Origin of the sequence: Companilactobacillus keshanensis (assembly GCF_003946205.1) — a bacterium.
GTDB lineage: Bacteria > Bacillota > Bacilli > Lactobacillales > Lactobacillaceae > Companilactobacillus > Companilactobacillus keshanensis.
Genome location: NZ_RHOS01000010.1, coordinates 71,308 through 86,075 on the forward strand (window position 1 = coordinate 71,308; position 14,768 = coordinate 86,075).

Annotated in this window: 13 protein-coding genes; 7 read left to right on the forward strand and 6 right to left on the reverse strand. The window is 34.6% G+C overall.

Features of this window, described 5'->3' with window-relative positions:
- Positions 1-78: 78 nt before the first annotated feature.
- Positions 79-1,233 (reverse strand): MalY/PatB family protein, encoded by a 1,155-nt coding sequence (locus tag EKM64_RS07050; protein ID WP_125677025.1) that lies wholly within the window; start codon positions 1,231-1,233, stop codon positions 79-81.
- Between the two features lie 210 nt (positions 1,234-1,443).
- Here EKM64_RS07050 and EKM64_RS07055 point away from each other — a divergent pair, with 210 nt between their 5' ends.
- Positions 1,444-2,502, forward strand: a complete 1,059-nt coding sequence (locus EKM64_RS07055) for a permease (RefSeq protein WP_125677027.1) — start codon at positions 1,444-1,446, stop codon at positions 2,500-2,502.
- Positions 2,503-2,603: 101 nt separating this feature from the next.
- Here the strand turns inward: EKM64_RS07055 and EKM64_RS07060 are convergent, their stop codons facing one another.
- Positions 2,604-3,449: an aldo/keto reductase gene (locus EKM64_RS07060; RefSeq protein WP_125677029.1), complete on the reverse strand. Its 846-nt coding sequence runs from the start codon at positions 3,447-3,449 to the stop codon at positions 2,604-2,606.
- Positions 3,450-3,732: 283 nt separating this feature from the next.
- Here EKM64_RS07060 and EKM64_RS07065 point away from each other — a divergent pair, with 283 nt between their 5' ends.
- From EKM64_RS07065 to EKM64_RS07075, 3 genes are all read left to right on the forward strand, one after another.
- Positions 3,733-6,675, forward strand: coding sequence for an LTA synthase family protein (locus tag EKM64_RS07065; RefSeq protein WP_125677031.1), 2,943 nt, complete (start codon positions 3,733-3,735; stop codon positions 6,673-6,675).
- 242 nt (positions 6,676-6,917) lie between these two features.
- Positions 6,918-7,100 carry a DUF6440 family protein gene (locus tag EKM64_RS07070; protein WP_125677033.1) on the forward strand — a complete coding sequence of 61 codons (183 nt, stop codon included), beginning with the start codon at positions 6,918-6,920 and terminating at the stop codon, positions 7,098-7,100.
- A gap of 73 nt (positions 7,101-7,173) precedes the next feature.
- A complete protein-coding gene (locus EKM64_RS07075; protein WP_125677035.1) occupies positions 7,174-7,866 on the forward strand; it encodes a TVP38/TMEM64 family protein in 693 nt (230 codons plus the stop codon).
- A gap of 99 nt (positions 7,867-7,965) precedes the next feature.
- Here the strand turns inward: EKM64_RS07075 and EKM64_RS07080 are convergent, their stop codons facing one another.
- The 3 genes from EKM64_RS07080 to EKM64_RS07090 all read right to left on the reverse strand — a co-directional run bounded on the left by EKM64_RS07080 (position 7,966) and on the right by EKM64_RS07090 (position 9,501).
- Positions 7,966-8,469: a QueT transporter family protein gene (locus EKM64_RS07080; protein WP_125677037.1), complete on the reverse strand. Its 504-nt coding sequence runs from the start codon at positions 8,467-8,469 to the stop codon at positions 7,966-7,968.
- A gap of 85 nt (positions 8,470-8,554) precedes the next feature.
- Entirely contained in the window at positions 8,555-9,280 is a 726-nt protein-coding gene (locus EKM64_RS07085) for a 3-oxoacyl-ACP reductase (protein WP_377769756.1), read from the reverse strand.
- A complete protein-coding gene (locus EKM64_RS07090; RefSeq protein ID WP_125677041.1) occupies positions 9,280-9,501 on the reverse strand; it encodes a DUF2829 domain-containing protein in 222 nt (73 codons plus the stop codon). Before EKM64_RS07090 ends, EKM64_RS07085 begins: the two co-directional genes overlap by 1 nt.
- 140 nt (positions 9,502-9,641) lie before the next feature.
- Between EKM64_RS07090 and EKM64_RS07095 the strand changes: the two genes are divergently transcribed.
- Genes EKM64_RS07095 through EKM64_RS07105 form a run of 3 tightly spaced genes read left to right on the forward strand, consistent with a single transcriptional unit; the run spans position 9,642 to position 12,150 of the window.
- Positions 9,642-10,364 carry an ABC transporter ATP-binding protein gene (locus EKM64_RS07095; RefSeq protein ID WP_125677043.1) on the forward strand — a complete coding sequence of 241 codons (723 nt, stop codon included), beginning with the start codon at positions 9,642-9,644 and terminating at the stop codon, positions 10,362-10,364.
- Positions 10,364-11,497, forward strand: coding sequence for an ABC transporter permease (locus tag EKM64_RS07100; protein WP_125677045.1), 1,134 nt, complete (start codon positions 10,364-10,366; stop codon positions 11,495-11,497). The genes EKM64_RS07095 and EKM64_RS07100 overlap by 1 nt, the downstream gene beginning before the upstream one ends.
- Positions 11,498-11,508: 11 nt before the next feature.
- On the forward strand, positions 11,509-12,150 hold the full coding sequence (locus EKM64_RS07105) for a TetR/AcrR family transcriptional regulator (RefSeq protein ID WP_125677047.1): 642 nt from the start codon (positions 11,509-11,511) through the stop codon (positions 12,148-12,150).
- 35 nt (positions 12,151-12,185) lie between these two features.
- On the opposite strand, the gene asnB is transcribed toward EKM64_RS07105, so the two are convergent.
- Complete coding sequence (asnB, locus tag EKM64_RS07110) at positions 12,186-14,144, reverse strand: asparagine synthase (glutamine-hydrolyzing) (protein WP_125677049.1); 1,959 nt, start codon at positions 14,142-14,144, stop codon at positions 12,186-12,188.
- Positions 14,145-14,768: the final 624 nt, after the last annotated feature.

Here is a 14,768-nt window from a genome sequence, read left to right on the forward strand (position 1 = left end):
TTGGATGGTATTTAAATTTTATCTTAAAAATATTTATTCAAAATACTGATGCTAATCAAAATAACTGAACAAGATCAGCTATCCTTTATAATTATTAATACCTGTCTTCAAACGATTCAAACCGTCTTCAACAGTGTCGATCGGACAAGCTATATTCAATCTCAAAAAGTCATGTCCATCACCACGATAGACATCGCCAGAAGAAAGATACAACCCCGTTTCTGATCTAATGAAATCTGCCAATTTTTTAGAATCATCTGAAACTGCTTTAGTATCCATCCACAACAAGTATGTTGCATCTGAAGGCACCAATTTTACCTCTGGTAATTCTGTTTCCAAAAAGTTTTGGACTAACTCTTTGTTCTTCAATATTTGCTGTTTCAATTCGGCAACCCATGCATGTCCCTTTTCATATGCAGCAATGGTTACTGGAATCGCCATAGAATTTGGCTCAGCCAATTCTTCTGTATTGATCCCGCGACTAACTTGATTACGAAGATTAACATTTGGAACAATAATCGTTGCGGCATGAATTGCAGCCACATTAAAGGTCTTACTTGGTGAAACACAGACCATCAAATTTTGAATCAAGTCTTTATCCAAAGAAAACGCTGGTGTATATGGACTAAAGGTAATATCTCCATGAATCTCATCACTCAATAATTTAACATGATATTTATTACACAATTCAGCAATCTTTATTAATTCGTCCTTACTCCAAACCTTACCGACCGGATTATGAGGGTTACACAAGATCATTAAAGTCGTTAAGGGATCTGATAATTTTTCCTCTAGATCTTTAAAATTAATTTGATAAGCCATATTATCAAAAATTAAATCATTGGAAACAACATGACGCCCGTTGTTTACGATTGAATTATAAAAAATATTATAAACAGGTGCCTGAACTAAAACATTATCCCCAACAGATGTTACTCGTCTAACAATTGAAGATATGGCTGGAACTACTCCTGTTACAAACATCATCCAATCAATTTTTGGACGAGCATTGTGTTCCTTTTCATACCAATTGGCTACGGCATTGAAATAATCACTTTGAGGTTCTTCATAGCCAAAAATGGCTTGATCTGTTTTTTTATGCATTGCTTCAACAATTTCTGGAGCAGTTTTAAAGTCCATATCTGCGACCCACATTGGTAATTCATTAGGTTTAACATCCCATTTTACTGAATCAGTTTTACGACGATCAATTGTATTTTTAAAATCGTACATTGAACAGCCTCCTTTTAATTTATCTTTATATTCATTAAACACCTTCGAGCCCACTCCAAGTCAAAGACTATTTCTAAAATATTGGTCAATTCCCTACTCTTGTGAAAAAATGCACATTTTTTCTAAATCAAATATTATTTGAGCGTATAATGATAATTGTATGTAAAGGCATACAACTATAATATTCTTTGAGGGAAGAAGGAAAGAAACATGGATACACCGATTTCGCACAATCGAAACAAACAGCAAATATTTTTTGCCATTCTATTCTTTGTTATCTTAATTGCTGGAATCTCCTATGTTAAGTGGTGGCCATATTATCAAAAGGCAATCGCTGCTGCTTCAACACATTCAGTAGGTGATTCTATCATCGCGGGAGTTGGTACTGCCACTGGGGGCGTATCACTCAAAACCGGATTTTCATTCACGATAGCTTATTTTCTATCTGTTTGGAAGGCATTAGTTGTTGCACTTATTGTTGGTTCCTTAGTACAAGTACTATTACCTGTACGTTGGATCCGTCGTTATCTGGGAGGTACAAAGTTCAGAAATACACTAATTGGTACATTGATGGGTGTTCCAACTATGATGTGTACTTGCTGTTCTGCACCAGTTACAGTTGGATTGGCTAAATCAAAGGCTTCAGTAAACAGTATTATGGCCTTTTTCTTGGCAAACCCACTACTAAATCCAGCCACCTTGATCTTTATGGGACTGGTATTAGGATGGAAATTCACATTCTTTAGAATTGTCTTTAGTATCCTGATGGTACTTTGCATCGCTACTTTGGTCGGACGTTTAAGTACTAAGAAACAAGTTGAAGTTCCGGAAGGTGTCGATTTTGACCCCGTCGAAGAAAATACCGAAGGTTTAATAAAACGTTGGTGGAAAGCCTTTTACATATTAGTAATTGACAGTATCCCTGCTTACGTTGTTATTGTCTTTATCTTAGGTACCTTTGAAGGCGTTTTGTTCCCAGCTATTCAAGGCGGACTTAGTGGTGGCGTTGTTGCTGTTATCTTATTCGCACTTGTTGGAACAATTTTCGTTATCCCAACCGCTGGAGAAATCCCAATTATTCAAGCTCTAATGGCATTAGGTTTAACTGCTGGTCCTACAGCGGCACTCCTTATGACTTTACCAGCTGTAAGTATCGTTTCATTGGCATTACTAAAACCCGTTCTTAGTTGGAAGAGTTTAGGTATAACTGCTGCCAGTGTCTTTGCTTTCGGTTTAGTTGCTGGATTAGTTGGTGCATTTATTTTATAGTCATATTTTGAATTAATTGATTTTAACCAAACAATAAAACCCTTTGTATACATTTTTTGAACAAATTTATGTATACGAAGGGTTTTTGTTTTTATGATTAATTATTCTTGCGTAGGATTGTGAAAACTACTTGGTGCAGTGTCTGGTAACTGATTCAATGTAATCATATCTTCCGCACTGATATCAAAATCTAATTTAGCATTATCTTGAATATGTGGTAACTGTGTTGCTTTTGGTAATGGTAATACACCATTTTGAATAACAAATTTAATTGCTAATTGTGGCACACTGACATTATATTTTTGAGCAATCTGATTAATTTGTTGATTATTAATTAATCCACCCGTAGCAAGTGGTGAATAGGCCTCTACCAAAATATCGTGATCTTGTGCAAATTTAGTTATCTTAGGCTCAGTATATCCAACGTAATATTGAATTTGATCGACCATTGGCTTCACTTTAGCAGATTCTAAAATATTTTTTAAATCATGAACATTAAAATTAGAAACTCCAATTGCCCTTACACGCCCAGTTGCATAAATATCTTCCATGGCACGCCAAATATCTTGATTCTCACTATCGTAGTTGGTACCTATTTCACCCCATGGCCATGGAGCATGGATCAAATATAAATCTAAATAATCAATATCTAAATTTCTCATGGTTTGTTCAAAATCCTTCATGGCGCCATCGTAACTTTTAGTCTCAGCGGGAAGTTTTGATGTTACAAATATTTCCTTACGTTCAATACCTGAATCACGGATACCCTGTCCTACTTCCTTTTCATTCTCATAAACTAATGCCGTATCTATATGACGATATCCGACTGTTAAAGCATCCAATACTGCTTTGCGAGCCTTTTTAGCGGGTATTTGCCATGTTCCAAAGGCCACCTTAGGAATTTGTACTTCATTTGTAAGTTGATATGTTTCAGTTAATTGTGTCATTTAATTTTGCCCTCTTTATTAGGTTTGATTGAATATTCTCAATCAATAAACGATATCATATACCTTGGAGTTAGCTTCAAGGCAAGCCTTTATACTCATTAATTTAATAAATGTTGACGATTGTGCACAAAATAAAATACTTTTGATTTGCAGTTTGATAATTATTACAATAGTAATATACTTACATGATATAAATTGATAATTAATAAATAACCAATTCCAACACTAGAATGTAAAGTTATTAGTGTTGGAAGTTTTCTTATTGGGGGAAGTTTTCTAAAATATGAGTTATTTGAAGCAAAGGACTAACTTAACTTGGTCAAAAGTTTTTTCCATTTTATCTATCATTATACTAAGTGGTGTATTTGTAACATCATTTCACTTACTAAGTAATCAAAGTTATATGAATAGTAGTTTTTGGGGAGTCTGGCTATTTAAAACAGTTACAGTAATTGCAAGTCTCTTTATACCGATTCTGATCGGAATGGATTATAAGAAGAATTCCAAGGTTCCAAACCGAAGTATTCTCTTTCTTTTGATCCTAGATCTTTTGATTCAGCTGGCTACTCCGATTTTTAGTAATCAGATACTTTCACGTCCGGAAATGTACTTACTCCGTAGCAGTACTGGTATTTTCTTATCCTATATCGGTATTCTTTTGATAGGACCTTTTATAATAGGTATAATTCAAAAACATTCGATTCAAAAAATAAGACGGATTTTAATAATAATCTTTATTATTTTTATAGCTGCCAATATGATACTTGGTCAAGATATTATGGGATTCAGTCATGGTCAAAATCTTATCTGGTACCTTTACCTATTTGTTATAGGTTATTGGATCAGAAATGAAAACTGGTCAAACTTTTCTAAGTTAAAATTATCATTATTTTGGTTACTTTCTTTGGTTGGTTCATTTATTTCTTCTTGGCTAACTACCAATAAGGTAAATTACGATCCTCATCACGGTATGACATTAACATCACACTATTTGGGAAGCATTATCAGTAGCCAACCTTTATTCTTAGTCACAGCAATTTTAAGTTTAATTATTTTAAATAAAATATTAAAGCAAACCGTTTACTTGAAAGTTTCCAATCTCTTCACTTTTGGCTTGGTTTTGATTTTTGCCAACAATCCTAAGCTAATGATCTTTAGTTTATCTTGGATGCAAGACTTCATTAGTAATACTCCAGCATTTCTCAGTCTACTTGTAATTATTATTTTGGCGGCTGTAATTGTCCTACTCGTTCAATTTATTTATGCCCGCTTAATTATTTTCAATAATAATTTTCAACCATTTAAAAATTTCAGCTTTGACTTAACACATGCCAATAAATACTTAAAACGTATTGCTAAAGCTTGGCATTTCTGGTTATTACTCGGTTTATCGTGGTTATTAACCGTTATATCGATGAGTAAATTATGGAATTGGGATATCAATATGACCCAATGGGTCGTTATTCATCGTGAACCGATCATCTTTATAAATGTTTTTATTCTCCTAACAATTTTTGGTATCTTCTGGTCAATTTTGAATCGTTACTGGTACTCATTGATCATCACAATGACGGCCTATGCTATCTGGTTGATTGCCACATTTATCAAAATTGACTTTAGAGCTGAGCCAATTTTGCCATCAGATATGTCAATGGTCACTTCCATGTCAGAATTATTGAATATGGTCTCTCCTGCATTAATTGTCGGTGCAATTATCGGAATAATTGTTTTAGCTATTCTGGCAATTATTATTCAACATAAAGATAGAAATAAGATCCATCTGGGACTCAAAATGCGTGCTCTGATTCTGGTACTTGCACTACTTTCATTAGGTAGCTTTTTCACCGCCAATCATCCCAAAACTCCTATCGCTCTATTATTGGAAGATATCGAGGATAATCCATATTTCTACGCTCAATTACGTGGTGCTAAATTAAACGGTACCCTGTTACAATTCGCTAATAATTTAGATGTTACCATTATGCAAAAACCTGATGGCTATTCTAAAGAGAAGATGGCTCAACTTTCTAAAAAATATCAAAATGTCGCTAACAATCTCAATAAAACTCGTAACAATAGCGATATGAGTAAACAAACAGTTATCTTTAATCTCAGTGAGAGCTTCTCTGATCCTGCTCGAGTTCCTAATTTGACTCTTCACGGTAATCCAATTCCATTTATTCATCAGATGAAACAAAGTACCGCTGCAGGGGAAATGCTGACAAGTGGTTACGGTGGTGGTACAGCCAATATTGAATATCAAACTTTGACTGGACTTGCCATTAATAACTTCTCACCAACCCTGCCAACACCTTATTCTCAACTAGTACCTTATCAAAAAGTAGCGCCCGCTTTTACCGACTTATTCGATTACAAAACAGGTATTCATCCCTTCTCTGCTAATCTATACAGCCGTAAACAAGTTTATAAGAAATTTGGCTTTAATAAATTTTATCATCTAGTAGATGGTGATAAATTAACTTATACCGATAAAATCGAGAAGAGTCCTTATATTTCAGATGAATCGGCTTATAAACAAACATTAAAGGTTATGAAGGATCACCAAGGTGGACAATTTATCAACTTGGTAACTATGCAAAACCACATGCCTTTTGATGATTATTATAAGAACAATGACTATTCTGTCAGCGGTACTGCTTATACAAATAACAGCCACAAACAACAGATCGAAAACTATACACAGGGTATTCACTACACCGATGTAGCTCTAAAACAATTCATTGAAGAAATTGATAAAATGGATCGTCCAATAACCTTTATCTGGTATGGTGATCACTTGCCTGGTCTATATAACGGTGATTCGATGCAGAAATATGGTTTGCAGCTACATGAAACTGATTATTTTGTTTATAGTAATAAATATAGTCGCCAACAAAATTCTAGTTTACCTAAAACAAAAATTGTCAGCCCTAATAATTTTGCGGCGATGGCGCTTTATAAAATGAATATGAAAGTTTCTCCGTATTATGCTTTGCAGACAAAGGTTTATACCGACCTGCCAGCGATGACTTTGGATTCATTCAACTCTGCCAAAAATAATAGTGTTAACTCAAGTTCAGAGTATGTAGATAACAATGGCAAGTTGGTTACCCACTTAAACAAGCATCAAAAAGAGATCATGCACGATTATAAATTGATCCAATATGACATCACAGCTGGTAAACAATATTCCTTAAAGAATGGTCTGATGAAAACTCCTAAATAGAATTTTATAAATCTAATTATTTGTCATTAAAAAAACACAATGCTATATTTGTCTTGTTGGTATGGATAAAAATACTTAGTCCTTTTGAAACGGATTCACTCCTATTTTGGAACTTTATTTTTAACCTTGCTGGCCATACCAATACTAATAGATTAAAGTCCATTTCCCGATGAACCTTTAATCCTCAAAACATCACATATGTGGTGTTTTTTTAGTTATACTAGAGTAAACGGGAGAAAAATATGGTAAAAGAAAAACGTTTTACAGTAGAAAGCCCTAAAACTAAAGGTGGAATGGTCCAAATTATTACCGACACAGAAACTGGAGTTCAATACATACTAGGTATGTATCCAGGAATGGGCTCTGGCATGACAGTTTTAGTCGATAAAGATGGTAAACCTTTAATTAATAAGGATTACTATTAATAATATTTTTGGTTACTTTCACAATCAAATATGCTAAGTTGAAAATGGATACAAAAATTTTGGGGGATCATTAATGAAACTTTGGCATAAAGTAACTTTGATAACATTAGGTATTTTAATATTGATCGGCCTATGTTTGGCCATTTGGAACAGCTATCGTGAGGTCATTGAAACATTTGTTGCTTATGCTTTTAACCGCCAAACCCTAATAAATTTATTGCGGCATCAAGGTAAACACAACGTAATTTTATTTATAGCAGTAATAGCCATCGGTTCGGCTATCCCCGGAATGCCAATTGCGGCGGTAGCAGTATTGACAGGTGTTTGTTTCGGTAATTGGCCCGGAGTCCTTATCAACATTGTTGGTATTTTCTTAGGAAATCTATTAGCCATTTATATCCTTGGCAAATTCCCCCACAAGATCAAACCAAGTAAATTTCGTCCAATAGCCGACCATTTGAAAAATATGAATCATCCTCGATTAGGATTAAGTATCGGATATGCGGTTCCCATGTTGCCAACCTTATTAGTAAACTATGCCGCCATTGAAATGCATATGTCATTACGAAATAAAGCTCTATGCATTTTTATAGGCTCAGTTCCAGTCTCATTTTTATATGCTTTCGGTGGTAATGCTCTACTTTTAGGAAATACAAAAACCGTTGTAATCACCTTAGTTTTGATCGTATTATTATTCGGTCTATATGAAATCATTCGCCGTGATCAAAGGATTATTAAATCGAAACTTCAAGAAAATGCAGAATAGCTTTTCATCGATAGATGAAAGGCTTTTTTTATCGCTACAAAAAAGCTATATTCCAGAATAATTCTGAAATATAGCTTAAACGGCCTCGAGATAAAGAGCCTAACGACTCAAATCAAATCTCTTGCCCAACGCATAAATAATCAAACCACCAATCGCCATAGATAACAGTTCTCCGATTCCGATCGTAAACCAGCTGATCCAAAATGGAGTTTTAAACACAAAGTACAGTTGTCCAGCGACTGTAAACATCGAAAATGCAAATATAATTCCCGTAATTATAAATTTAAGGCGCATATCCTTAGTCATTTTAGTAATCCATAAAACAAAGAACAAGACTAACAATGTAGCAATCGTTCCGACCGGTACATCCAATGTCCAAGTTGGTGACATGAAGTTAGATAAAAAGACACCTAGAGTAACTCCCCAAATATATCGTTTGTTAAACAACACTAAGTAGTTGAACATTTCCGAAAATCGGATCTGTACCACTCCAAAACTTAATGGAGTAAAAACCACTGTCATCGCTACATATAATGCAGCAACAACCGCCGTACTAACAATATCTTGGATCGAAATTCCTGATGTCTTAGAAAAGTTTTTCATTATTGTTCCCCTTTGTAACCATATTTGGTTAGTAATAACTACGACCAAAGGTAGATTAAGTGTCGTAGTGAATTCTTATTTAGTTTTACCTGGCAGTCCAACCGCCATCGATCGGTACTACACTTCCATGAATATAATCAGATCTATCACTAGCTAAAAACAAAGTTAATTCGGCTACTTCTTCAGGTTTTGCCCATCTTTTAGCAGGGGTCTGTTCAGCCACCCATTTTGCCATTTTACCATCACCAGCGAAATCGGCCGCATTCATCGGTGTATTAATTGCTCCGGGGGCAATACAATTGGCCCTAATACCACGTGATGCATAATCAATATCGAGTTGCTTTGTCATTCCAATAATTGCATGTTTAGAGGCAGTGTAAGCAACACCACCTCCGTCTGCAACTAATCCAGCAATCGATGCCATATTAACAAAAATACCCTTATCCTGTTTAAGCATCATTGGTAAGGCTTTTTTTATGATCATAAATTGGCTGGTTAAGTTAACATTCAAGATATTTTGCCATTGATCCAAACTAGTTTCAGTGACTGGACTGTAACCATCCAAAATTCCGGCAGTATTGCAGACAATATCGATTCGATCGTATTTAGTTTTGATTTTAGTAAACAGTTCCTCAATAAAATCAGCCTGACTGACATCCCCTTTAAACGTTTCAATGTTCATTGGAATATCATTCTTATCAACCGAGATCACAGTTGCACCATTGTCTTTAAATAATTTGACCTGAGCCAAACCTATTCCGGATGCTGCACCAGTAACAAGAACCACTTTATCAGTAAAATCTTCCGCCATTATTTAACGAGTTCCCAGTCATCTGCCAAAATATCACAGTCTGTTGGTGACCACATACTATAAGCTTCATCTTCAGTTTTGATCAAAAAGTATGGATTCAAAACATCGCCTTCAAATTTGCCCTCTTGTTGTAAGATAACAAATAATTCAGTACCTTCCCAACCAGTACGAATGGCCTTTTCACCATTTTTAATATTAGGTAAAATCTTTTCAAATGTCATTAGTCTCCTCTTTCCTATATGCTATTGGTATTTTATCATACTCAAAATATCTTTAAAAAAATGATTGACAGTAAGTCAAATCATGCTATACTAATTTTTGAAAGGTGAGTAACTACTCACTTACTAAAGGAGGAATTTTTATGGCAGATTCAATCATCTCCCTAAAACATTTAGTAAAGAAATTCGGTAACCAGACGGTTTTAAAAGATATCAATTTTGACGTTCACACTAGTGAAATTGTTGGACTGATCGGACCATCAGGTGCTGGTAAGTCAACTGTTATCAAAACTGCATTGGGAATGGAACTAGCAGATGGTGGTTCAGCAAAGGTCTTTAACAAGACGATGCCTAACCGTGAACTACTAGCGGACATTGGTTATATGGCTCAAACTGATGCCTTATACGATGACCTATCGGGGAAAGAAAATCTGAAATTCTTTGCGGATATGAAGGGACTATCAAAACAAGAAACAGCTAAAGAAATTGATCATGTTGCTAAGGTTGTTGATTTAACCGACGATCTAAATAAAAGAGTAAGCGGATATTCCGGTGGTATGATGCGTCGTCTATCATTAGCAATAGCACTTCTGGGTAAACCCAAACTATTGATTTTAGACGAACCAACCGTTGGTATTGATCCAGCTTTACGTAGACAAATTTGGAAAGAACTCAAACATACCCGCGATGAAGGCAGAGGTATATTAATTACAACTCACGTCATGGATGAAGCAGAATTAACCGACAAAGTGGCCCTATTACTTGATGGAAAAGTAATGGCTTTTGATAAACCAGATGTTCTCAAAATGCAATACGATGTGGATTCTATCGAAGATGTATTCTTAAAGGCGGAAGGTGTTTTATAATGCGAATAATTTCAATTATGAACAGAGTTCTAAAGGAACTCTTCAGAGATAAAAGAACTTTAGCACTTATGTTTTTAGCTCCAGTTTTAATATTATTACTTATGAGTTTTATTTTTAATTCAAATTCATCAACTAATGTTGATATAGCTACCGTATCAATGCCATCAAGCATTAGCAAAAATCTTGATCAAACAAAACATGTTAATGTAACTAAGTACAGTACTAAAAAGGCAGCCAACAAGGCCTTAAAAGATGATAAAGTTGACGCTATTATTCAGCAAAAGGGTAATGATTATGATTTAACATACGCTAATACAGATTCAACTAAAACGGCCGCCGTTAAAATGGCTTTCAAAAATTCTATGACAACAACGACCATATCAACTCTTAAATCTAAATTAACCGTTGCTTCAACTGCTTTGGCTAAGGTACAGAGCCAGATGCCCACTGCAACAACAAGTACAGCTCAAAAAAAACAGGCAAGTACTACGCCTAAAATAACCAATCATTATGTTTATGGTGATTCAGATACTGGATTCTTTGATAAGATCCTCCCTATCCTAATGGGATTCTTCGTTTTCTTCTTCGTTTTCCTAATTTCTGGTATGGCACTATTAAAAGAACGTACAAGTGGAACTCTAGACCGTCTGTTAGCTACACCTGTTAAAAGACAAGATATTGTCTTTGGATACATGGCAAGTTATGGTATTCTAGCTGTTATTCAGACTATAATTATTGTTATGGTAACAGTCTGGTTACTTGGCATTCAAGTAGTCGGAAATATCTTTAACGTTATCTTGGTAAATCTAATATTAGCTTTAGTGGCTTTGGCCTTTGGTATTCTGGTTTCAACATTTGCCAATTCAGAATTTCAAATGATGCAATTTATTCCTATCTTGGTCATTCCACAGGTATTCTTCTCAGGTATCATCCCATTAGATTCTATGGCCGGATGGGTCAGAGATATCTCGTACATCATACCTATTAAATATTCTGGTGACGCTGCAGCAAGAGTCATCATGCAAGGTGATGGATTAAGCTCCTTAGGATTAGACATTGGTGTATTATTCATCTTCTTGGTTGTTTTGACAATTCTTAACGTAGTTGGATTAAAACGTTATCGTAAAGTATAAAGGAGTCAATTATGGAAGGTAGTATTTTCAAAAGTTATCGTGATTGGTTAGACGAACAAAAAATGCCTAAAGGCAAAAGGTCTGCCTTATTAGCCGGATTAGAATTATTTGCAAAAAATGGTTATGACGGAACTTCAACAGCTCAAATTGCCGAAACAGCTGGTATCAGTCAAGCTACCATTTTTAAATATTTTAAAACTAAGTATGATTTGTTAATAGCCATCTTAAGCCCAATTATTGAAAACCTGATACCAGCCTACCGTGATGATTTCTTTGCAAAGTTTGACGGCTTTAACAATGATCTTCCAGGTCTCATCAGTTTTGTTATTGAGGACCGTTATAATTTCTTAAAAGATAATGCTGATTCCATTTTAATTCTTCTATCTCAGCTATTGATCAACGAGGATGTTCGTAAGCTATTTGTTAAACTGATCAACGATTCTCAGTCGATTTTTGCTAAGACAGTTTTAAAGACACTCAAATCTACAAATGCCGTAAAGGATGATTTGGATCCAATGGAAGTTGTACGAACAATCGTTGGACAACTTGCACCTTTCTTTCTTCAAATGCATTTCCTCCCCTATACAATTGAAGATGAACAAAAAAGTTTAAAATCGATTGAAAAAATCGTACTAAATATTATCAGCAAATAAAAAATGCGATAACCGCAGAGGTTATCGCATTTTTGCTATACTAATTTACCACTATCCATAAAGTTCTTAACATCTGGTTGAACATGTTCGTATTTATCACGTGCACCTTCAAAATCGATGAAATATAACTTATACCAAGTCAAGAATGTAAAAATAGTCCAGACTTGGCGACGAGCATCAATTTTACCGTCAAAATTATTATGAAGCATTTGTAGAAGTTTATTCTGATCAAATAATTCACTGACCCAATCTTCACTGAACAATTCACGAACTTTGTTACAATACTTTTCCTCACGTAACCAAGTTTTGATCGGCACTGGGAATCCTAACTTAGGACGATTGGCCCAATCTTCAGGTAAATGTTTTAGGGCTGCTTGACGCAAGGCCCACTTAGTACCTTTACTATTGAATAACATATCTGTTGGGATAGTATTTGCTAGTTCCGCAACCTTTTTATCTAAGAATGGAACACGCAATTCTAATGAATGTGCCATTGAAATTTTATCAGCTTTTTGCAAAATATCGTTTAACATAAAGTGATGTAAATCGATATATTGCATCTGTTTAACACTATCAACGTCCTTAACACGTTGGAAATCGTCGTAATAAGCATCTTTAACAGTTCTATTATTATGATAAGCAGGTTTCAAAATTTCATTAGCTTGACGTGAAGTAAAGATAACTGGTTGATCCAAATCATATACAACTGATTCACCAGTATAATAGCTAGCTGGGTTAGCCAACCAGGTAAACATGTGCACCTTACCTGGGAAGGCTGGCATCTTACTGATACCTTTTGCCAAAGTATAACGGGCACCCTTAGGTAATTTCTTTAAAGCACTTGAAAAATGCTTAACGATCTTACTTTGAGTATGCATACCATAATTTATATATCCGGCAAATAATTCGTCGGCACCTTCACCTGATAAAACAACAGTAACTTTTTTACGTGCCAATCGGCATAGATACCATAATGGAATAACTGATGGATTGCCATCTGGTTCATCCATATGATATTGAATTTCGGCAAAATCTTCAAAAGCCTCATCACCTGTAACAGTCGTCTTATTGAAATTTAGACCCTCTCGATTGGCTAATTCTTCAGCCGCAGTGGCCTCATCATAAGGACCGTTATCAAAATTAACACTGAAAACTTCATGAGGTTTCAATACAGATGTTACATAACTTGAATCGACACCTTCAGATAGAAAACTTCCGACTGGAACATCGGCAACGTTATGCATCTTAATTGATTCTTGAACCGTTTTATCAATCTCATCAATTGTTTCTTCTTCAGTTCTAGTTTTGTTAATATCGTATTTAGCATCCCAATACTTGTGAGTTGTAAATTCGTTATTACGTAGTTCAAACCAATGTCCTGCTGGGAAACGATAAACTCCCTTGAAGAAAGTTTCGTCCAAATCATTATATTGATTCATCAAATATGATTTCAAAGCTCGTTTGTTGAATTCTTTTTTAAAATGAGGATGTTCCAAGAAAGATTTAATTTCTGAGCCGACAATAAACGTATCTCCATGTTTATAATAATACAATGGCTTGATGCCGAAGAAATCTCTAGCACCATAAAGTGCCTTTTTGTTATCATCCCAAATGAGGTAGGCAAACATACCACGAACTCGGTTCAAGGTACCTTCCATACCCCATTCTTCATAACCATGTAATAATACTTCTGTATCAGCTTTAGTTTTAAATGTGTGACCTTTTTTTATCAGTTCTTCACGAAGCTCTTTAAAGTTATAAATCTCACCATTAAAAGTGATAACTATAGAGCCATCTTCGTTTGATAAAGGCTGGGCCCCACCGTTTAAATCAATAATACTCAATCGGCAAAATCCCATAGCAATTTGATCTTTAATGTAATGACCACCGCCGTCTACATTGGGACCACGGTGACGAATCATTTCCATCATTGATTCGATCGTTGATTCTTTTTGCATAGTTGCGATATCGCTAAAGGCAATAATTCCACACATTATTTGTTTCCTCCATCTTTAGTACCTAAATCTCTAAAAATTTGATTTCTACTATATTAAGTTCTTAATTCATGAAACTTCATTATAACATCTATAAATTTATGACCTGTAAAAATTCCTTAATTAATGATAGACGATTCGTCATACTTATCCAAGCAACTTTTTACTATGAAAACCTTTTAATTTCGAAAAAAATGTGATTTCTATATTTTGATCATTATATAGAATTTATTGACGGGTTTTATGACCACAGAATATCTAAATTTTAAATAAAAGATGTTTATACATATTTTTACATGTCGACTATTCCTTTGTCTAGTTATTGAATTAAAAAAATTACTAATTTCTAAATAATTATATTACGTTTACGAATTTGTATCGCTATATGAAAAATGAAATAATTCTGAGAAAAACTCATAATACATATTTTATTGTATTAAACCTAATAATAATTAATTATGGCTAGTAATAGGATTAAATTGCTCTTTATCAACATTCATCCAATGTACATGAAAAAATTTTACGCAAATAAAAAAGGAATGTGCACTGAAGTGCAATAAAAAAGTTAGACATTTTTATAAGTTTTAAGAAATCATGGATTGTCTCCTGTATTCTACAGGAGAC